This window comes from Corallococcus sp. 4LFB, from assembly GCF_046520365.1.
Lineage (GTDB): Bacteria > Myxococcota > Myxococcia > Myxococcales > Myxococcaceae > Corallococcus > Corallococcus caeni.
Genome location: NZ_JBKGHJ010000121.1, coordinates 1 through 18368, shown reverse-complemented (window position 1 = coordinate 18368; position 18368 = coordinate 1). Strand labels below are relative to the sequence as shown.

Genomic DNA, 18368 nt, shown 5'->3' with positions numbered 1-18368 from the left:
CGCAGCCCACGGCCTGGCACGAAGGCCCCGTGCCGCCGTTGCCGCCGTTGCCGCCGTTGCCGCCGTTGCCGCCGTTGCCGCCCTGCTGGCCGGGACCGCCCTGGGACCACACGGCCAGCGTGCCCGTCAGCGTGCCGATGCTGATGTCCGCCTGCAGCGCGGTGGAGCCCGTCAGGCCGGGCTGGCCCGCGAGGCCCGCGGTCCCGACGGCGCCGTCCACGCCGCGCTTGCCGTCGACGGAGCAGTGGGAGTTGCCCCAGACGCAGCTGCCGCCTTCGCCGGTCGCGCCGTTGACGCCGGGGTTCCCGTTGCCCCCGTTGGGGGCCTGGTTCTGGACCGCGCCCATGATGCCAATGTGATAGGGTTTGCTCATTGGTAGGTGTCTTCCGTGTGTGTGTTTCAGGTTGGTTCAGCGGGGTTTCACGAACGGGAAGGGATGGCTCAGCTGGGCGGCGTGTACTGCATGACCAGGCGGGTCACGTTCAGCGTGAAGTTGGTGGTCTGCGTGGTGATCCACGAGCCATCCGGGATGTTGAGGGTGTCGTAATTCCAGACCACTGGATTGCCATTGGGCCCGATGAGCGTCTCGCCGGGCGGCAGGGTGCCGGTCCCCATGGAGACCAGCGCGAGCGTCAGCGGGAACGACTCCGCGCAGTGGGCCTCGTGCTCCGCGGACAGCTCGCGGGTCCCGAAGAGGTAGCCATTGACGTGGTGCTCCAGGGGCAGCTCCTGACCCGCCGACGCGTTCGCCACCGCGTCGAGCATCGCCTGCCGGGCCTCGCGCGCCTTCGGGTCCTGCGGCTGGACCAGCTTCCTCAGCTCCTGCATCGACTGGACCACCACGGTCGTCGCCTGGTGACCCTTGCTGTCGATCTCCGCGCGGCTGTGCCCGAGCTGGGCGGCGCGCGCATAGAACTCGTTGCTACCAACGAACTTCGCCATGGTTCTGCTCCTTGGGTTGTACAGGGGGACTGCTCACGACACCGTGGCGTGGGACGCCCGGAAGGCCTGCTGGTGGAGCTGGTTCAGCTCGGCGGAGCTCAGCTGGGGGATGGCGCCATCGGCGAAGCCGAGGCTCTCCACGCCCTGGGGCCGCTCGCCCACGATGTTGCGCAGGTAGAAGGCGTCATCCACGCGGAAGACCTCCGGGCGCCGGTCCTCGCGGCTCCGGTCGAGGTAGCCGTGGATGAGGTCGGCCTCCTCGGGGACCAGGGCCAGGTTGACGGCGAGCCGCGCCTGACCGCTCACGTTGTGCGGCGAGGCGTGGACGAGGCCGTGGTCGTAGATGACGGCGTCGCCCGCGCGCAGGGGCAGCTCGGTGAGGAAGCGCTCGCGGATCTCCTGCGCGAGCGTGACGTAGGGGTTGGGGAAGAACGGGCCGCGCAGGACGCGCACGAAGTTGTGGCTGCCCTTGAAGACGTGGAGGCGGCCGTTGGCGGGCGTGGTGTCCACCAGGGGGCACCAGACGTTGAGGGAGCGCATGCGCGGCTCCTCCACGAAGCTCCAGTCCTGGTGCACGGGGACCTCGCTGTCGCGGCGCCCGTGCTCCTTCATCACGAAGTTGCCCACGACGGCGCGGTAGCGCGACAGCAGGGGCAGGATCTTGGGCGCCAGCAGCTCCCGCACCGCGACGTCCACCCGCGTGCGCAGGGCCACGTCGCGGCTGAACATGGTGGCGTGGAAGCCCATGCCCACGCTGGGGAGGTGGGCGTGGTAGGCCTCATGGAGGGATTGGACTTCGCTGGCATCCAGCAGGGGAACGACGACTGCCCCCTCGCGCTGAAACAGGGCTTCATGCGCGGGGTCACTGAAGACGCGTCTCATGGTTTCTCCCAGACCGTGAATCCATCTGTCTGGGAAAGGAATGACGGATTTCGCCATTCACATCCATGGGCACTTCGGTGACGGTCGCTGCGGTTGACCGTGTTTCACGGGACGTCAGAGGTTGCCCCGGCGTGCTGGAGCTCCACGATGAGCTCGCGTCGCGAACCCAGCCTGAGTTTGACGAGCGCGCGGCGCAGGTGCGTCGCGATCGTGGACTCGGTGAGCTCCAGTTCGATGGCGATGAGCTTGTTGGAGTGTCCCTGGATGGCCTGGAGGACGACCTCCTGCTCGCGCGAGGACAGGCAGGAGAGCGAGGGCCGGGCCGGGCCAGGCTCCGGGGGGCTCACCGAGAAGCGGACCAGCAGGTCCGCGCGGGAGTAGACCCCCCGCTTCTGGTAGATGGCGGCGATCTGGTTCGCCACGGTCCCCACGCTGGTGCCACGGCAGGCGGCGATCTGCTTGTTGGTCCAGCCCTGGAGGAGGAAGTCGACGATCTCCTGTTCGGCGCTGGTCAGGGGGCGGGAATCGAAGGGATTCACCTGAGCCCTCCTGGCGGGAGGATGAAACACGGACTCGAGGAAAGGGGCGCTTGGGTCATAAGGGGGAGGCGCCGTGAAGCAGGACGCTGCTTGCACGCACGCGCCGCCGCTGGCTGCAAGGCCAGGACCATTGTCGCGACCTGCTGGAATCACGTGCGACGCCCGTTGCATTCACGGGCGTCCTGCGTGCTGGCCGGACGCAGCTGCGTCAGCGTGCGCGCGTCACCCGAGCGTGGGTGACGTTGGTTTTCCGATGCGTGGGTGATGGACCTGAGGGGTCGTTGAACGCCAGGGCCTTCGTGATAGACGGCGCGGAGTTCGATGCCTTCAACGATGGCAACGCCATCCTGGTGGCCACGAAGAAGCCGCTCGGGGGGAGCGACGGCGTGGGCCTGGTGCGCAACAAGGACCTGCTGACCGAGGCGTGCCCTTGAAGCGGGAGGGATTGCCCTCTGTGCTCACCGCCTCGCGGCCTCGCCCTGGTGCTTCCACCGGTCGAAGAATCCACGCCGCCGGAGCTGCCGCTTGCGCATCGCCTCGAAGCGCGTCGCGAAGTCCTGGCGCTCGTCCCCGCGCGTCGCGAGCGCCTTCAAGTCGACGGCGAGCATCAAGGCCTCTTCGTAGGCGCTCGCCTCCACGAGCTTCTCGAGCTTCACCCACGCGGCGCCGACATCACGCTCGAGCGCGTCGAGCTTGCGCTGGAGCTTCTTCTCAGCTGCGTCCCGAGCCTTCTTCGCGCGGGTGGCCTCAGCCTTCTCCCTCATTCCTTGCTGCGTCTCGGCGAGGATTTGCAACTCACGAGCCGTGCGTCGCGCGGAGGCTGCGCCCGGGCCCTGTGCCGCACGGAAGGTCCGCAGCAGCTCACCGCCGAGCGCGAGGTCGGGATCGTCGACCGCGCGCAGCAGCCACTGGTCCTTGTGGGCGGGTGGAAGGCGCGTGACCCAACGTCGGAAGGCGTCGTCGCCTTCGTCGGGCTCCGCGCTTTCGCGTGCCGCCGCAGCGAGGAGATCGACGTCGATGCGAAGGAACTCCACCATTGCCAGCTGCGCCGCTGTGAGCGTGGCAAGCCCCGCGGGCACCGGCGGCTCTGGGGCATCGTCGCCGACCTCACCCGCCTGGAGCGCCAGGAGCTAGGCGAGATAGGCGGGACGCAGGTCGCCGCGCAACAGCTCCGCGCGGACGGACGACAGCGCCGCGAGCGAGCCCTGGCCTTCTCCGTCGTCCTCGGGCGCTTCGTCCTGGCTGCTGAAGTCGAGCACGACGTGCTCGCCGACGAGCGTGAGGCGCGCTGCGTTTAGGCCGGTGAAGTACCCCTTCAGCACCTTCACGTCGGCGCGCGCCCTGGGCAGACGCAGCATCAGCCGGTGCGTGCCCCAGTTCGCGAAGTAGAGATGTGCGTCGAAATAGCGCGCGAGGAGCTTCGCTGGATCGGCCTTGAGGTCGCCCCAGTGGTACTCGTTCCAGAAGCGGGTCGGTGAAATCTCCGCGCGCGTCGAGATGCCGCGCAGTTCGGCCATCTGCTTCGACGTGAGTGGCCGGTCGATCGCGGTGAACTCGTAGCACTGGTACTCGCTCATGTGTCGTCCTCCTGGGGCTCCGTCCACGTGCGGCCTGCTTCGGGCGCCGCGTGATGGCCGCCTGTGTCTGGGTCGTCCATGGGCCCTGCGCTCCTTCGCGCCCGCGCCAGCGGTGCGCGAAGCGCCTCCTGGAAGGCGGGGAACCGGGACGTCCGCGCGCGAAGCGCCTCGGCCCACGTCGAGGTTCCGGCGGCCCCGCGAGTTCCGTCCTCGAGTTCGACGCAGCAGGCGACGAGCGCGGCGGCGTGCCCGTAGTGGCGGCGCCGCTTCCCGCCGAGCACCCCCTCGGTGCGCTTCGTCGCCGCGGCCTTCATCGCCGCGAGCGCCACCCCGCGCTCCTGGGCCGTGAGGCGCCTGGTGACCTCTGCCCGCTGAAGCGCGTCGACGACCGACGGGGTCACAAGCCGCGGTCTGGCGTCCTGCGCAGGGCCGCCCTCATTGAGCAGTTCAAACCCGATGTCGTCGTCCCGGTCCGGCGGTTGAATGAGCGCCTGCGCGAGTCCCGCACGAACCGAGCCCTTCGGCGTGCCACCGAGCAGCCACGCGAACACCGGGAACAGGAGGTGGCCTGGATGGTCGCTGCTCGACCAGCCAAGGCCGGGGGCCCGCGCCAGCCGCCGGGCGGCGGATTCGAGGTCGCCCACCAGCACCTCCAGGAACCCGACGAGCCGGGGGGACTTTGTCGGGCTAGCCTTCAGCGCGGAGGCCGCACGCTTGCGAAGCGTCGCGGAGGTCGGTTCTCCGGCGAACAGCCACCGCAGCAGCCGCGTGAGGGACGGCGCGCCGAGCCATGCCGCCTTGAGCTTCGTCTGCGCGTCCTTTCGTCCGAGCGCCTGGGCGGCGAGCGCAGCCCCGTCGAGGAGGCCCCCGCGCCAACCCACGGCCGTCACGAGCGCCGCACCGGTCTCATAGGCCCTGAGCGTCTTTGTCCCATCGCCAGCCGCCTTGACCGCGTCGCACCAGGCCTGTACGGCCTGGGGGTGTCTCGTCGTGCGCGCGATGCGCTCGAGCCCCGCGACGCCGTCCCGCCGTCCGATCGCGGCGCGGAGCCAGCGCTCCTTCTGGGACTCCCACATCGACACCGGCTTCGCGTCCCGCTCGAGGCGAGCGATCCATGCGGGCAGGAACGCCTCCAGGTCAGGGCGCGTCCTGCCAAGCGCCGCCTGGAGTTCCTCGATGGGATCGCTGAAGTACGAGAGCCCGTTCGCCTCGTCGAGTGCAGCCATGAGGGCGTCCGCCCGCGCCGCGACCGGCGTGGTCATGTAGACGGCAGCGAGGTACCGCGTCGCGCAGTCGTGGAGATCCACGGACAGGACCTCCTGGGCCATCTCATCCTGTCCCAAGTCGATGTCCCCGTCGGACATGGGGATGAGCAGTGCTCTGAAGATTGCGCACGCGGAGGCGTGGTCGCCAGCGAGCGACGCCGTGATTCCCAGTTGGAGGGCGTCGTCGACCTTGGATGGGTCCGCCCACCCGGCTCGCCGCGCTGCGGCGGCGAAGCGCTCTACGTCATCGACCTTTCGCATGCCGCCACGCTGCCCCATCCCGCGCAGAACCGTTCAGGTTTCGGCGCAGCCTGCGCGAACCATGGCCTTCTCAGCCACGATCAAGGCTGCTCTGGATCAAGCTCCCAGTTTCCTTCTTCCCAGCGCTTCAATGCCTGCTGCGCTCCGAACGGGACCAGCCCCTGCCCCTTGGCAGCTTCTTCCAGGACCGCTTTGGCTTCGGCTGTCCGATAGCGGAGCAGATGCGCGGCAGCCATCACGCGCACGTCCATGCGCTCATGTTTGAGCAGTACGCAGAGCGCGTCACGCCCGGCATTGCCGTGGGCCAGGAGCTTATCGACGGCGGCACCGTACTTCCTGGCGTGCTTGTTTCCAGTCCTGGCGTCTCCCCGGAAGATGGCCTCGTTCTGCGCGACCACGTTCTCGGCGAACTGCTCGACAAGGTCCTGCAGCTTCATCTCCAGAGCCCCTTTCCGACGTTCTCAATGGCCAGAAGCCCGAAGTCACGTTGGCCTACTCCGGATCGAGGGCCCACGTGCCGTCCTTCCAACGTCGTAGGGTCATGATCGCTCCGATGGCGGCAACTCCTCCCTCGTTCGCTGCCGCTTCCAGGACCGCCTTGGCTTCTGCCGTCCGGTAGCGGAGCAGAAACGCAGCCGCCATGGCTCGAACATCCGTACGAGGATGCTTCAGCAGTACGGCGAGGGCGTCTCGCCCAGTATTCCCCTTCGCGCGTAGCGCCTGAAGCGCGGCGGTGTACTGCTTGGCGTGCTTGTTCCCCGTCCTGGAATCTCCTCGATGAATGGCATCAGTCTGGGCCGCAACGTTCCGAGCGAACTGCTCGACCAGCTCTTCCAACGTCATCACCAGACCCTCTTCTTCACGTTCTCAATGGCCAACAGCCCGAACTCGCGTTGGGCCTCATAGGACTGTGTGCTCAACCACCGCCGTACGGTCTGCGTGAGCGATTGAGTAATGTCGTAGCGGACCGACGAGTAGAGGGAACTGACCTTGGTGTGCAGGCTCTTGTCCAGCGGGATGATGTTCTCGGTGTTGTGGAGGGACCGGGGGCCGAAGCGCTTCACGTTGCCCGGGGTCTGCTCGACGATGTGGTGCCACTCCTGCCCTGGGCCCGCCGGGCCCAGGGCCTTCTTGAAGCCGCTGAACGAGCCCCAGGCCCTGTAGCCCGTAGGACGCGCCTTGGCGGAGGCGCCGCTGCCCGTGCCTCTGGCCGCCATGGCCACCGCGCCGGGCGCGAGGGCGATGGTGACGGTCTCGGCGCTCACGGCCACCGTTCCCACGTCCGCGACCGCCGCGAGCCTGATGCCCATCTGCGCTTCGGCCTGCACCGCCGCCTGCGCGGCGCCGGGGAGCATTGGCACCTTCGCCCCCAGCCCCGCCGCCGTGTTCCCAAGGGCGGCCGTGGCCAACATGGCGAACGCACGCGCCGCGTTGCGGCCCATGACCTTGCCGTAGCGCTCCCCCGTCTCGCGGAGTTCGTCAAACGTGGTGGCCCGCTCCGCCTCCTCCACCAACCGCTTGAAGCCCACGATGAGGCTCCAGAATGTATCGACCCCCACGTAGGCAATGAGGGAGGCGGTCATCACAGCGGCCACGCCCTTCGAGAAAGGCTCGGGCACCGCGAGCAAGATGCAGTACGTGGTCCACGTCCAAAGGACCGCCGCCATCATGGCCTGGGGGTCGGCCATGTCCTTGAAGGCGTCCATCATCTCGTCCCGTACGACGCCCTGGGCCAGGGCCATGGCCAGGGCGTAACGGCCATCCCCGGTGACGGTGGGGTTCTCCACCAGGAGGCGCAGGCAATCGCCGGGCTTGTTCGTGCGCCCGCACCAGCGCAGGTAGGCGCGCGTCAACTCCACCTCTGTCGCGGGTTGTTCGCCCTCCAGGTGTTCGCCCGGTCCCAGCGGGATGACACGGTGGCTTCGCGGCTCGTACAGGTATGAACCGCTGCGCGGCTCCACCTCGAACAACCGCCGGGCCGTTTCCTGGGGCCGGGTGGGAGGCCGCACACTCTGGGCAAGCGCTTCTACGGTTTCAACGAAGTCGTCTTCGTCCAACTCCACCGGCGCGGCATCGCCGCTGCGTGGGGTGAGGACGATAGGGACGCCGTGGCCCGTGTGCAGGCGCACGGACTTCGTGGTGCCGCTGCATCCGGCCAGCATCACGATCAATAGGGGAATCGCCCATCGTTGCAGCATGCGGAGCCCTCCTGGCGCTGACCCCCTTTGAGAACGGCGATGGGCGACGCGCTCACAATCTGACAGCATACTCCCTGGGAAGTAGGTCGAAGGTGTCTATGCCCCCAACCAAGACCACGTGCAGAAAGACCGAGAGGTTGCATGACGGCCATGCGAATCCTTACCGACGCTTCCGAAGTGGACCGCGCACTCAAGAAAATAAAGAAGATTCTCAGGGCCCATGGTCCGGGTCAGAATAGGTACTGGAGTTTCCCGGATGGCTCATCTGAGCCCTTCCCGACTTGGACCTGGGAGGGAGGGGGCTTGCGATTGGATTTAGCGCCAAGCGCCTCATGAAGTCTGGCCGACCAATTGTCCTGGCGCTGGGGAACTCCACTTCGGCATATACGCCGACCGTTGAAATCAACATTCCCATTGGTCCAAACAGTGCTGTTCAAGGCTGTTTCGCGCTTGATGACCATGGCGAGGTATGGCTTTGTCATCGAGGCAGTCGGTTGGCGGTGCAGGCGTTTCAGTGAAAGCGTCTAAAAATGACAATGATTCATGACTACTTCTGGAGATGGCTCGCACCTGCGTTGGAGCAGAACGGAGTCGACGGCAATATGGAGCGTGACGTCATTCGCGTAACGCCCATTTCAGGACCACACTTTCATCGCAATCTGAAGCGCTTCGCTTCCGGCGTGAAGAAGCTGAAGGAGGCGTGGATCAAATACAAAGGCAGTGAGATGAGGATGAGGCGATTCATCTCGCAGATGCCTGCCACGCGCGGATCATGGAGATGAGTGGCGGTAGGGCACGGGAATCGAACTCGCCAGGGACTGCTCTCGCAGCCCCTCACCGGTTTTGAAGACCGGGCCGGCCACCAGGTCCGGAGGCCCTACCGCCGCGGATTACCGCCGCTTTGGCGCCGGCCCGTCAACCACCGTCACGGCTTGCGCGCGAACACGACGGCGTACTCGTCGCAGTTGAACAGCGCGGTCCACTGGCGCTGCTCCGGCGTCATCCGCATGGCCCGGTGCACGTCCGCGCGCACCTGGTGCAGGGACGTGCTCCCCGGCTTCTTCTCCAGCTGCGTCATCCCGCGCAGCGCCACGATTGCCGTGTTCACCGCCGGGTACACGTCGTCCGCGATGGACTCCACCTTCGCGTCCTGGAACCCCGCCCGCCGCAGCTCCGACAGGTAGCGCTCCGTCGACCAGACGTTCTCCTCCGGAAAGGCAATCAGCCCCCGCCAGTAGCGGTAGCGCAGCCGCTGCCGCAGCCCGGCGCCCGCCTCGCGGTCCGTCTTCTGCGCCATGTCCGCCATCACCAGCCGGCCTCCCGGCTTCAGCACCCGGAACGCCTCGCGCAGGAAGTCCTGCCGCGTCCGGAAGTGCATCGCGGACTCCAGCGCGAACACCACGTCGAACGCTCCCTCGCCGCCCGGCAGCGCCGTCGCGGAGCCCACCTCCAGCCGGACCACGCCCTCCAGCCCCGTCAGCTTCAACCGCTCGCGGCCCACCCGCACCTGGTTGGGCGTGATGTTCACCCCGACGATGCTCGCGGGCTTGAACTCCTCCGCCCACAGCAGGTCCTGATCCGCGTACCCGTTGCCGCAGTCCATCACCGCGTCGCCGGGCCCCAGCTTCGCCGTCCTCGCCAAGAGGCGCGCCATCTCCGCCTGCGCGGACCGGAACAGCTCCCCCACGCGCTCCACGTTGGTGTCGTCCACCTTCTCCACGTGCTTCCAGTAGCCCAGGTTGATCCAGAAGGGCTCCCGGCCCGTCGTCACCCGGATGTCCTGCGGCGCCGGCAGCCCCGCCACCCAGGCCCCTGTCTCGTTCGTGTAGAACCGCTCCGGGTCCGCCAGGAGCGCACTCTTCAACCGCGTCGCGACCTGCCTCACGTTGACCATCCCAAGCCTCCTTGGCCTTCCAACCGATGGCCGGAACCCTAGCCGGTGTCACGGTGATTCCAGGCCTGGCTCGCATGTCGGTTTTCACTGGTGAAAGGAGCGGGGACGCCCGCCCGCTGTCCCAGGGGGCGCCGTGCCCGGGGTCTGCCGCGTCCGCCCCGGCCTACTGGCAGATGCCCGGGCAGTCCGCGGACCTCCCGGGCTGGCACGTGTCGGTCGGATCATCCACGCAGGTCGTCCCGGACACGTCCGCCACGCAGCCCCCGAAGAGCCCGCCGCAGCACCCGACGTAGCCCTCCGGCACGTCGCACGGCGTCGGGAACGCCTGGCACGTCCCGGTGTCCGAGCGCGCGAACACCACCACCTGCGGACACACGCGCGGAGTGTCGTCCCCGCCGCCCGTGCACCCCGCCAGGCCCAGCACCGCCGTCAGCCCCAGCCTCGTCCATGCTCGCATGGCGCGCATCAGGGCAGGGGAGATGCGCGCTAGTCCAGACCCCGCTCCCACAGGTCGTCCTCATCCAGACCCATCAGGTGACCGACCTCGTGCATCACCGTGATGCCAATCTGCTCGATGAGCTCCTCGCGGGTGCGCGCGAAGCGCTCCAGGTTCTTCTGGTACAGCACGATGGAGGGCGGGAAGTGATCCGCCGCGTCCATCACGCTGCGCTCGCCCACGGGCGTGCCCCGGAACACCCCCAGGATGCACGGCGACAGCGGCGGCTGCTGACCCAGCAGGTCCTCGTCCGACGGCAGGTCCTCCACCGCCAGGGTCACGTTGTCCATGTACTGCTTCACCTGCGAGGGCAGGGCGCGCATCGCGTCCTCCACCGCGCGGTCGAACGCCGCCTCCTCCAGGGCCACCGGCGGCGGCAGCTCCTCCGGGGCCAGCACCTGCGCGCGCGTGAAGCGCTTCTTCGCCTCGCGCGCGTCCTTGCGCCGCTCCGCGATGAGCCCCAGGTAGTGGTGCGCCCACGGCTCGTCCGGCGCGTCCTTGAGCACCCGCTCGAAGGCCTCCTGCGCGGGCGCGAAGCGGCAGAGTTCAAAAAGCGCGATGCCCCGCTCCAGCTGTGCGTCCGGGGAGCGCGGCATGTGCGTCAGCGCCTGGTCCAGGCTCTTGAGCGCGGCCTCGCACTCCCCCAACTGGTTGAGGCCCATCCCTTCCAGCAGGAGGAACTCGTAGACGAGCTCCACGTCGTCGGCCTTCTGCGCCAGCTTGAGCCCGCGGCCGCACCACTCCAGCCCCTCCTCCACCGCCTCGCGGTCCTCGCCCGTGCGGCACACGAGGAACTCCGCCGCGCCGAAGAGGATCTCCAGGTCCTCCGGGGCAACCTTCAGGGCGGCGCCATAGGCCCTGCCCGCGTCCTCCAGGCGGCCCACCTCCACCAGCGCGGCGGCCCGGTAGTGCAGGGCTTCTGGTGAGTCCGGAACGTCCCGGAGCAGGGCGTCTGCGCTGGCGAGCGCGGCCTCGAAGTCCCGGGCCTCGAAGGCGTCCGCCACCCCTTCCAGTCGCGCGTCCACGCCCTGCGCCTCCCCTTGCTTCGCCGTGCGCTTCGCCATACGGGCAGGCAGCTAAGAAGCCGTGCTTCGCGTTGTCAACGACCGGCGTGGCTGTTACCTTCCAGCGCCCCGTTTTGGCCCGAACCCCGTGAACATCCTGGTCGTCGACGACGATTACGAGCTGTGCACCATGCTCTCTCGCTACCTGGAGATGCATGGCTACACCGTGTTCTCGGCGTCGGACGCGCTCCAGGCCCTGGACATCATGGAGCGGCATCCCGTGGGGCTGGTCATCACCGACTACCTGATGCCCCACCTGGACGGCATCCACTTCACGGAGATGCTGAAGGCGGACCCCCGCTTCCAGAACATCTCCGTCCTGATGATGACCGCCAGCAACGACGCCAACATCTCCGACCGCGGCCTGCGCAAGGGCGTCGCCATCACCCTGCAGAAGCCCCTGGACATGGGGCAGTTGCTCAACCTCGTGCGCTTCGCGGAGTAGGGCCTTCCGGCAGGTCGCCTGAACCCCCCACCCGGGCGGGCCAGAAGGCGTCCTCAGGCCCACACGCCTGCCCCTTTCCGTTGACATCGTCGACGCGACCCTTATGTTGGCGCTCGACATGGCCGAGTGCTAACGGCCATCCCCATTTGTAGAAATTCCCCAAGCATTATCGGAGGTTGCGATGGCAGCGAAGGAAATCTTCTTCCATCAGTCCGCGCGGGATTCCATCCTGCGTGGCGTCCGGATCCTCGCGGATGCGGTCGCGGTGACGCTCGGTCCCAAGGGCCGCAACGTGGTCATCGAGAAGAGCTTCGGCTCGCCCACCATCACCAAGGACGGCGTCACCGTCGCCAAGGAGATCGATCTCGAGAACCGCTTCGAGAACATGGGCGCGCAGATGGTGAAGGAGGTCGCGTCGAAGACCTCCGACAAGGCGGGTGACGGCACGACGACGGCGACGGTGCTGGCGCGCGCCATCTACGAGGAGGGCCTGAAGCTGGTGGCCGCCGGCCACAGCCCCATGGACTTGAAGCGCGGCATCGACAAGGCGGTGGAGGTGGTGGTGGCGGAGCTGAAGAAGCTCTCCAAGCCCACGTCCGACAAGCAGGCCATCGCGCAGGTGGGCACCATCTCCGCGAACGGTGACGAGACCATCGGCACCATCATCGCGGACGCGATGGAGAAGGTGGGCAAGGAGGGCGTCATCACCGTCGAGGAGGCCAAGGGCCTGGAGACGACGCTCGACGTGGTGGAGGGCATGCAGTTCGACCGTGGCTACGTGTCGCCGTACTTCGTCACGAACCGGGACCGCATGGAGGTCGTCATGGACGACCCCTACATCCTCATCAGCGAGAAGAAGGTCTCGTCGATGCAGGACATGATCCCCGTGCTGGAGCAGGTGGCGCGCTCGGGCAAGCCGCTGCTCATCATCGCGGACGACATCGAGGGCGAGGCCCTGGCCACGCTGGTGGTCAACAAGATCCGCGGCGTGCTGAACGTGGCCGCGGTGAAGGCGCCGGGCTTCGGTGACCGCCGCAAGGACATGCTCAAGGACATCGCCACGCTGACGGGCGGCATGGTGGTGAGCGAGGAGCTGGGTCACAAGTACGAGAACCTGACCCTCACCGACCTGGGCCGCGCCAAGCGCATCACGGTGGACAAGGACAACACCACCATCGTGGACGGTGCCGGCCAGAAGGCGGACATCGAGGGCCGCATCAAGCTCATCCGCACCCAGATTGAGACGGTCACCAGCGACTACGACCGCGAGAAGCTCCAGGAGCGCATGGCGAAGCTCGTGGGCGGCGTGGCGGTCATCAACGTCGGCGCGGCGACCGAGGTGGAGATGAAGGAGAAGAAGGCCCGCGTGGAGGACGCGCTGCACGCGACCCGCGCGGCCGTCGAAGAGGGCATCGTCCCTGGCGGCGGCGTGGCCTACATCCGCAGCCTCAAGGCGCTGGACGGCCTGAAGCTGGGCGGCGAGCAGGACTTCGGCGTGGACATCATCCGCAAGGCGCTCCAGGAGCCCCTGCGCAAGATCTCCAGCAACGCCGGCGTCGAGGGCGCCGTCGTCATCAACAAGGTCAAGGACGGCACCGGCGCGTTCGGCTTCAACGCCCGCACGGAGACCTACGAGGACCTGGAGAAGGCCGGCGTCATCGACCCGACGAAGGTCGAGCGCACCGCGCTGCAGAACGCCGCCTCCGTGGCGTCCCTGCTGCTCACCACCGAGGCGATGATCGCCGAGCGCCCGAAGAAGAAGGCCAAGGGCGGCGCGGGTGGCGGCGCCATGCCGGAGTACGGCGGCGACGACATGGACTACTGAGCCGCTTGAAGGCTCCGTAGTGCCGTAGGGTTTTCCGGCCCCGGTGGGCTCCGCGCGAAGCGGGGCCCCCGGGGCCGGAGTCTTTTCAGGACGCGGTCTTCTTGAAGGCCAGGCCCAGCTCGCGGCTGAGCGCCGTGGTGTCGGAGAGCAGCTTGGGCAGGCACGCGGCGGCCCCGGCGCGCAGCGACGCCAGCGCCGTCTCCATGGTGAGGTGCTCCGCCAGCACGACGAAGGGCGCGCCCTGGCTGAGGCCCCGGGCCAGCTCCAGCGCCTTCTTGCCGTAGGCTGGCGCGAAGTCCCACGACACCACCACGCCCACGGGAGGCTCCAGCGCGGCGACCTCCGCGCCCGCGACGATGCGGGCCTCCAGCCCCAGCAGGCCCAGCGCTTCTGAAATCAGCCGCGCGGTGGCCGGGTTGTCCTCCAGCACGTCCACGCGGCGCATGGTGGTGCTGGGGGCCGGGGCGGGCGGCGGCGCGGGCGTGTACAGCGCCTGGCGCAGGAGCGCGCGCACCTGGCGGATGTCGTCGAAGGGCTTGAGCAGGTAGTCCACCACGCCCAGCTGCAGCGCCTGCTGCGTCGTCACCAGCGACGGGTAGCCCGTCATCAGGATGACGCGCGAGGCGGGGTCCAGCTTGCGCGCGTGCTGGGCCAGCTCCAGGCCGGACAGCCCGGGCAGGTTCTTGTCCGTGACGATGAGGTCCACTCGCGACGCGCGCAGAATCTCCAGCGCGGCCTCGCCCGTGGCCGCTTCGATGACTTCGCACTCCTTCTCCATCAGGTCCTTGAAGACCATCCGGATGATGCCCTCGTCGTCCACCACCAAGAGCCGCTTGCGCGGCGGGCGGGGCGCGTCCGTGGGAGGGAAGAGCACGCGGAACACCGTGGCCGGGGGCGGCACCTCGCGCAGCGTCGTCGGCGGCACCAGGGCGATTTGCGCGTGGTGCTCCTGCGCGATGCGCCGACAGACGGCGAGCCCCAGGCCGGTGCCGCGTTTGCTGGCGGAGACGTAGGGCTCGAAGATGCGCGTCTTGAGCTCGTCCGGGATGCCCGGGCCCCAGTCGGACACGTAGAGGGCCGCGGACGCGCCGTCGCGCGCGAGCGTCACCTTCACGCGGCCCCGGCCGGACATGGCGTCGCGCGCATTGTTGAGCAGGTTGAGCGTGAGCTGCTCGATGAGCCGCGCGTTGCCCTGGATGGTGAGGTCCTCGGGGGCCTCCACCTCCAGGGAGATGCGCGCCGAGTCCGGGTTGACGCTGAACACCTTCGCCGCCGCCCAGATGGGCGCGGCCAGGGACAGCCGCTGCTGCGGGGCCGGCCGCTCGCTGGCCAGGCGGATGAAGTCGGAGACGATCTGCTCCATCCGCTCCACCTGCGCGAGCAGCAGCTTCAGCGGCCCGCTGGCGCCCCCTTCCTCGGCCAGCAGCTGGGCGTAGGCCTTCGCGCCCAGGAGGGGCTGGCGCAGCTCATGGAGGACCTCCGCGGCGACCTGGTGGGTATGGGCGTTGGCGCGCTGCAGCGCCGCCGCCGCGAGCCGTGCCTTGTCCAGGTCCCCCGCGTCCAGGGCCTGGAGCAGCTGCGCGAGCGGCGAGGGGGTCTCCATGCGAAGGAGCATGACGGAGGCAGGTGTTCAGGCGCAACGCACCCCCAGCGGGATTCGGTTGACCCCGCTCGCGACCGAACGGATGCTCGCGACCGCCCTCCAGCGGGGCCTGACGGGACGCGCATGCCCGCTCGCCTGCTGGGGACTCTCCCTGTCGCAGAGGCCCTCATGCCGCAGACGAACCCGTTCCACTCGCTGGTGCCCCGGAAGCTGACGGACTCCGAACTGGCCCGCTCCATCCGGCTCAACATCGAGGCGGAGCTGGACGCCATCAACCTCTACGCCGCGCACCTGGACGCGACGGACAACGAGGAGGCGAAGGCCATCCTGCGGCACGTCATGGACGAGGAGCGCGAGCACGCGGCCCTGTTCTGGCAGCTCATCGCGCGGCTGGATCCGGAGCAGGCCCAGCACGACCGCGAGGCGTCGCAGAAGTACCGCCTCATCACCACCGGCGCGTCCCACGAGGAGGTGGAGGCGGTGGGGGAGGGCGGCGGCGGCGCGCCCGCGGAGGTGGAGCTGCCCAAGCGCCTCACCGTGGGCAGCCTGCGCAAGTAGCGCGGGCCCTGCCGTCAGCCCTGCGGGGGCGGCGGGTTCTGACGGCGCTCGGCCGGGGTGGCTTCCAGGTCCTGCGCCGCCATGTAGACGACGTTCCGGGTGCCGCGCTTGCCCCGGTACATGGCCCGGTCGGACAGGTCCAGGAGGTGGTCCTTGTCCTGGGCGTGCTCCGGGAAGCTGGCCACGCCGATGCAGGTGGTGAGCTTGAGCGCCAGCCCCTCGCGGCCCAGGAACTGGTGGGTCTCCATGGTGCGGCGGATGCGCTCGGCGACCTTGAGGGCGCCGCCGGAGTCGGTGCCGCGCAGCAGCACCACGTACTCGTCGCCGCCGAAGCGCGCCACCACGTCCGGGTCGCGCACGCAGCCCTTGAGCACGCGCGCGGCCTCCACCAGCACGCGCGAGCCCACCAGGTGCCCGTGCGTGTCGTTGATGGCCTTGAAGCGGTCCAGGTCCAGGAACAGCAGGGAGAAGGGCCGCTGCGTCTGGAGGGCCTCGTTCACCTCGCGGTCCAGCACCAGGTGCAGGTAGCGCGTGTTGAACAGGCGGGTGAGGTCGTCGACGTACGCCAGGTCCTCCACGGCGGCGAAGCGGCCCAGGTTGCGCAGGGCCAGCGCCCAGTTGCGCACGAGGAAGCTCACCGTCTCCGGGTGGTGCTCCGGAGGGGCGCTGTCGTGGAAGAGCACCGCGTGGCCCAGCACCGTGTCGCCGTCCACGGCGGGGAAGGTGAGGGTGCGCGGCCAGGGCACCTGCAAACCGTCGAGTGACTGGGCCGTGCGCGTTCCGGCGAGCCGCTCGGTGAGCTGCGGCACCAGCGCTTCGGACAGGTCCTCCGGCAGGCCGCGCATGCCGTGCGAGCGCAAGCCCGAGGCCCCGGGGTCGCGCTCCAGGAGCATCACGGCGGAGGCGTTGGCCATGGACTCCAGCGCGTCCGCGGTGGCGGCGGCCAGCCGCTCGCGGTCGAGCGTGGTGGCGATGCGCTGGCCCGCCTCCAGGAGCGCGACGTGCTGGCGCAGGGACGCGTTCTCGCGCATCAGGTCGCGCGTGGTGAGCGCGCGGCGCAGGGCGTGCTGCAGGGCCTCCGGCGCCACCGGCTTGACCAGGTACTCCGCCGCGCCGCTCTTGATGGCGCGCACCGCGGGGGCGACCTTGTCCAGGCCGGTGATGACCACCACCTCCACGCCCGGGTAGCGCTCGCGCACGTGGCGGAGGATCTCCATGCCGTCGCCGCCGGGGAGGATGAGGTCCGTCACCACCGCGTCGAACCGCCCCGCGGCGAGCGCGTCCTTCGCATCCGCCACGGTGGCGACCGCGGTGACGATGTGTCCCGCGGCCGTGAGGTAGTCGCCGTAGAGGTTGCGGGCGATCTTTTCGTCGTCGACGAGGAGCAGTCGCGCCATGACTGTTCAGGGCTTAGCACCCAACCCTGGAAGGCTGCTAGGGTCCTCCGCCGTGTCGCCCTTTGAAAGCGGACGGCGGCTCTGCCTGCTGGTGGAGGCCGGTGAGACGCGCTACGCGGTGGAGGCCACCTCCGTCATCGAGGTCGCGATGCCGGGGGCGCGCGGCGCCAGCCTGCGCGGCGTGCTGGAGGTGAAGGATCTCTCCGCGCTGCTCGGCGGCCCCCCCGAGGACGTGCCGGGCATGGTGGTGGTGCTGGACGTCAGCCCCACGCTCGCGGTGCGGGTGCGCTCCGTGGTGGAGGTCGCGGACGTGGCGCGGGATCCGTTCTTCCTCCTGCCCCCCGGCCTGGCGGACTCGCTGGCGCCCCTGAGCCGGGGCGCGGTGTTGCACAAGGACCGGCTGTACCTGGAGCTCATCGTGGAGGCGCTGCCGCACCGGGCGGGCCCCCGGGCCACCCCGCCGGAGCCCCGGCCCGTGCACTGGGTGGACGCGCCCCCGGAGCGGGCGCTGGTGCTGGAGTCCCAGGGCGTGCTGTTCGGCGTCCCGCTGGGCAACGTCTCCCAGGTGGTGCCCCGGGGTGAAGCGTTCAGCGTCCTCCCGGTGCAGAGCGGGCCCGTGGCGGGCGTCTATCCGCACGCGCAGGCGCTGTGGCCCATCTGCTCGGTTCCGGCGCTCCTGGGGGCGCCGGCCCGGGTGGAGGACCTGTTCGTCCTGACGGAGCTGGCGGGGCGGAATGTGGGGCTGGCGGCCACCCGGGTGCTCGGCGTGCTGCAGAAGTTCAAGCCGGCCGAGCTGACCGGAACCTTCCGGGCGCCGGGGCTGCCGGATCCGGTGATGTTACTGGACCTGCAGCGCATGTTTTCTTGATCGGCCCAAAGCGCGAATCCTAAGCTTCTCCGATTGACACAGGGCGTGCAGGCAGGCTTGCTCGCCCGAAATCTCAAACGAATTCAGGGGGGTATGCGCCCCCCGAGGCCGGAGCCGATGCCCAAGAATCTGCTGATCGCCGACGACTCGCTCACCATCCGCAAGGTGATCGGGATGATCTTCGCGACGGAAGACTTCCAGGTGACCGCGGTGGACAACGGGCTGGACGCCATCTCCCGCACGCGCGAGCTGCGCCCGGACGTGGTGCTCGCGGACGTGATGATGCCGGGCAAGAGCGGCTACGAGGTCTGCGAGGCGCTCAAGAGCGACCCCTCGACGCAGGCCATCCCGGTGCTGCTGCTGGCCGGCACCTTCGAGGCGTTCGACGAGAACCGCGCGAAGGCCGCCCGGGCGGATGACCACATCACCAAGCCCTTCGAGAGCCAGATCCTCCTCGACAAGGTGAAGACCCTGGTGGGCCAGAAGTCCAACACCATGCCCGCCTCCGCCGCGACGCGCGTGCTGCCCCAGACCGCCACGCCGGTGGCCCCGGC

At 68.9% G+C, this 18368-nt stretch carries 21 protein-coding genes, 1 tRNA gene and 1 pseudogene; 7 read left to right on the top strand and 16 right to left on the bottom strand.

Translation table 11 applies throughout. The features are described 5' to 3' along the window. The 4 genes and pseudogenes from ACLEQD_RS15580 to ACLEQD_RS15565 form a co-directional block, all read right to left on the bottom strand. Positions 1 to 373: pseudogene (locus ACLEQD_RS15580) on the bottom strand (hypothetical protein); the annotation flags it as partial. Between the two features lie 68 nt (positions 374 to 441). Then, a complete protein-coding gene (locus ACLEQD_RS15575; RefSeq protein WP_410384825.1) occupies positions 442 to 942 on the bottom strand; it encodes a hypothetical protein in 501 nt (166 codons plus the stop codon). 33 nt (positions 943 to 975) lie between these two features. Continuing rightward, entirely contained in the window at positions 976 to 1824 is an 849-nt protein-coding gene (locus tag ACLEQD_RS15570) for a phytanoyl-CoA dioxygenase family protein (protein ID WP_410384824.1), read from the bottom strand. Positions 1825 to 1928: 104 nt separating this feature from the next. After that, entirely contained in the window at positions 1929 to 2363 is a 435-nt protein-coding gene (locus ACLEQD_RS15565; RefSeq protein ID WP_410384822.1) for a response regulator transcription factor, read from the bottom strand. 281 nt (positions 2364 to 2644) lie between these two features. Between ACLEQD_RS15565 and ACLEQD_RS15560 the strand changes: the two genes are divergently transcribed. Next, positions 2645 to 2797 carry a hypothetical protein gene (locus tag ACLEQD_RS15560; RefSeq protein WP_410384820.1) on the top strand — a complete coding sequence of 51 codons (153 nt, stop codon included), beginning with the start codon at positions 2645 to 2647 and terminating at the stop codon, positions 2795 to 2797. A 24-nt stretch (positions 2798 to 2821) separates the two neighbouring features. On the opposite strand, the gene ACLEQD_RS15555 is transcribed toward ACLEQD_RS15560, so the two are convergent. From ACLEQD_RS15555 to ACLEQD_RS15530, 6 genes are all read right to left on the bottom strand, one after another. After that, positions 2822 to 3442 carry a hypothetical protein gene (locus ACLEQD_RS15555; protein WP_410384818.1) on the bottom strand — a complete coding sequence of 207 codons (621 nt, stop codon included), beginning with the start codon at positions 3440 to 3442 and terminating at the stop codon, positions 2822 to 2824. 51 nt (positions 3443 to 3493) lie between these two features. Next, a complete protein-coding gene (locus ACLEQD_RS15550) occupies positions 3494 to 3940 on the bottom strand; it encodes a hypothetical protein (protein ID WP_410384816.1) in 447 nt (148 codons plus the stop codon). Beyond that, entirely contained in the window at positions 3937 to 5466 is a 1530-nt protein-coding gene (locus tag ACLEQD_RS15545) for a hypothetical protein (protein ID WP_410384814.1), read from the bottom strand. Before ACLEQD_RS15545 ends, ACLEQD_RS15550 begins: the two co-directional genes overlap by 4 nt. An 80-nt stretch (positions 5467 to 5546) precedes the next feature. Then, positions 5547 to 5903, bottom strand: coding sequence for a DUF2019 domain-containing protein (locus tag ACLEQD_RS15540; RefSeq protein WP_410384812.1), 357 nt, complete (start codon positions 5901 to 5903; stop codon positions 5547 to 5549). A 55-nt stretch (positions 5904 to 5958) separates the two neighbouring features. Continuing rightward, on the bottom strand, positions 5959 to 6309 hold the full coding sequence (locus ACLEQD_RS15535; RefSeq protein WP_410384810.1) for a DUF2019 domain-containing protein: 351 nt from the start codon (positions 6307 to 6309) through the stop codon (positions 5959 to 5961). Beyond that, positions 6309 to 7664, bottom strand: a complete 1356-nt coding sequence (locus ACLEQD_RS15530; RefSeq protein WP_410384808.1) for a hypothetical protein — start codon at positions 7662 to 7664, stop codon at positions 6309 to 6311. The genes ACLEQD_RS15535 and ACLEQD_RS15530 overlap by 1 nt, the downstream gene beginning before the upstream one ends. Before the next feature lie 536 nt (positions 7665 to 8200). On the opposite strand from ACLEQD_RS15530, the gene ACLEQD_RS15525 reads away from it, so the two are divergent. Beyond that, positions 8201 to 8446: a hypothetical protein gene (locus ACLEQD_RS15525; protein WP_410384806.1), complete on the top strand. Its 246-nt coding sequence runs from the start codon at positions 8201 to 8203 to the stop codon at positions 8444 to 8446. A 1-nt stretch (position 8447) separates the two neighbouring features. Here ACLEQD_RS15525 and ACLEQD_RS15520 read toward each other — a convergent pair. From ACLEQD_RS15520 to ACLEQD_RS15505, 4 genes are all read right to left on the bottom strand, one after another. Continuing rightward, positions 8448 to 8546 (bottom strand) — tRNA-Sec (locus tag ACLEQD_RS15520). A 43-nt stretch (positions 8547 to 8589) separates the two neighbouring features. Next, positions 8590 to 9558 (bottom strand): SAM-dependent methyltransferase, encoded by a 969-nt coding sequence (locus tag ACLEQD_RS15515; RefSeq protein ID WP_410384804.1) that lies wholly within the window; start codon positions 9556 to 9558, stop codon positions 8590 to 8592. A 163-nt stretch (positions 9559 to 9721) separates the two neighbouring features. Then, positions 9722 to 10015: a hypothetical protein gene (locus ACLEQD_RS15510; RefSeq protein WP_410384802.1), complete on the bottom strand. Its 294-nt coding sequence runs from the start codon at positions 10013 to 10015 to the stop codon at positions 9722 to 9724. 29 nt (positions 10016 to 10044) lie between these two features. Continuing rightward, on the bottom strand, positions 10045 to 11118 hold the full coding sequence (locus ACLEQD_RS15505; RefSeq protein ID WP_410384800.1) for a metallopeptidase family protein: 1074 nt from the start codon (positions 11116 to 11118) through the stop codon (positions 10045 to 10047). Between the two features lie 88 nt (positions 11119 to 11206). Here ACLEQD_RS15505 and ACLEQD_RS15500 point away from each other — a divergent pair, with 88 nt between their 5' ends. Both ACLEQD_RS15500 and groL read left to right on the top strand, forming a co-directional pair. After that, positions 11207 to 11563, top strand: coding sequence for a response regulator (locus tag ACLEQD_RS15500; RefSeq protein ID WP_120529801.1), 357 nt, complete (start codon positions 11207 to 11209; stop codon positions 11561 to 11563). A 181-nt stretch (positions 11564 to 11744) separates the two neighbouring features. After that, a complete protein-coding gene (groL, locus tag ACLEQD_RS15495; protein WP_171412508.1) occupies positions 11745 to 13388 on the top strand; it encodes a chaperonin GroEL in 1644 nt (547 codons plus the stop codon). Between the two features lie 85 nt (positions 13389 to 13473). Here the strand turns inward: groL and sinK are convergent, their stop codons facing one another. Further along, on the bottom strand, positions 13474 to 14991 hold the full coding sequence (gene sinK, locus ACLEQD_RS15490; RefSeq protein ID WP_410384798.1) for a hybrid histidine protein kinase/response regulator SinK: 1518 nt from the start codon (positions 14989 to 14991) through the stop codon (positions 13474 to 13476). Between the two features lie 168 nt (positions 14992 to 15159). On the opposite strand from sinK, the gene ACLEQD_RS15485 reads away from it, so the two are divergent. Next, entirely contained in the window at positions 15160 to 15549 is a 390-nt protein-coding gene (locus tag ACLEQD_RS15485) for a demethoxyubiquinone hydroxylase family protein (RefSeq protein ID WP_120528314.1), read from the top strand. 14 nt (positions 15550 to 15563) lie between these two features. On the opposite strand, the gene ACLEQD_RS15480 is transcribed toward ACLEQD_RS15485, so the two are convergent. Further along, positions 15564 to 16946 (bottom strand): diguanylate cyclase, encoded by a 1383-nt coding sequence (locus tag ACLEQD_RS15480; RefSeq protein ID WP_410384796.1) that lies wholly within the window; start codon positions 16944 to 16946, stop codon positions 15564 to 15566. A 52-nt stretch (positions 16947 to 16998) separates the two neighbouring features. Between ACLEQD_RS15480 and ACLEQD_RS15475 the strand changes: the two genes are divergently transcribed. Next, positions 16999 to 17814 carry a chemotaxis protein CheW gene (locus tag ACLEQD_RS15475; protein ID WP_410384794.1) on the top strand — a complete coding sequence of 272 codons (816 nt, stop codon included), beginning with the start codon at positions 16999 to 17001 and terminating at the stop codon, positions 17812 to 17814. A gap of 117 nt (positions 17815 to 17931) precedes the next feature. Beyond that, positions 17932 to 18368: response regulator (locus ACLEQD_RS15470; protein ID WP_410384792.1), on the top strand; the 437-nt coding region annotated here is incomplete at its 3' end.

Coding starts and splice junctions, on each gene's coding strand:
- ACLEQD_RS15530 (WP_410384808.1), bottom strand. CDS start 7,664: ATGCTGCAACGATGGGCGATTCCCCTATTGATCGTGATGCTGGCCGGA.
- ACLEQD_RS15575 (WP_410384825.1), bottom strand. CDS start 942: ATGGCGAAGTTCGTTGGTAGCAACGAGTTCTATGCGCGCGCCGCCCAG.
- ACLEQD_RS15535 (WP_410384810.1), bottom strand. CDS start 6,309: ATGACGTTGGAAGAGCTGGTCGAGCAGTTCGCTCGGAACGTTGCGGCC.
- ACLEQD_RS15545 (WP_410384814.1), bottom strand. CDS start 5,466: ATGCGAAAGGTCGATGACGTAGAGCGCTTCGCCGCCGCAGCGCGGCGA.
- ACLEQD_RS15540 (WP_410384812.1), bottom strand. CDS start 5,903: ATGAAGCTGCAGGACCTTGTCGAGCAGTTCGCCGAGAACGTGGTCGCG.
- ACLEQD_RS15480 (WP_410384796.1), bottom strand. CDS start 16,946: ATGGCGCGACTGCTCCTCGTCGACGACGAAAAGATCGCCCGCAACCTC.
- groL (WP_171412508.1), top strand. CDS start 11,745: ATGGCAGCGAAGGAAATCTTCTTCCATCAGTCCGCGCGGGATTCCATC.
- ACLEQD_RS15550 (WP_410384816.1), bottom strand. CDS start 3,940: ATGAGCGAGTACCAGTGCTACGAGTTCACCGCGATCGACCGGCCACTC.
- ACLEQD_RS15510 (WP_410384802.1), bottom strand. CDS start 10,015: ATGCGAGCATGGACGAGGCTGGGGCTGACGGCGGTGCTGGGCCTGGCG.
- ACLEQD_RS15525 (WP_410384806.1), top strand. CDS start 8,201: ATGATTCATGACTACTTCTGGAGATGGCTCGCACCTGCGTTGGAGCAG.
- sinK (WP_410384798.1), bottom strand. CDS start 14,991: ATGGAGACCCCCTCGCCGCTCGCGCAGCTGCTCCAGGCCCTGGACGCG.
- ACLEQD_RS15505 (WP_410384800.1), bottom strand. CDS start 11,118: ATGGCGAAGCGCACGGCGAAGCAAGGGGAGGCGCAGGGCGTGGACGCG.
- ACLEQD_RS15570 (WP_410384824.1), bottom strand. CDS start 1,824: ATGAGACGCGTCTTCAGTGACCCCGCGCATGAAGCCCTGTTTCAGCGC.
- ACLEQD_RS15485 (WP_120528314.1), top strand. CDS start 15,160: ATGCCGCAGACGAACCCGTTCCACTCGCTGGTGCCCCGGAAGCTGACG.
- ACLEQD_RS15515 (WP_410384804.1), bottom strand. CDS start 9,558: ATGGTCAACGTGAGGCAGGTCGCGACGCGGTTGAAGAGTGCGCTCCTG.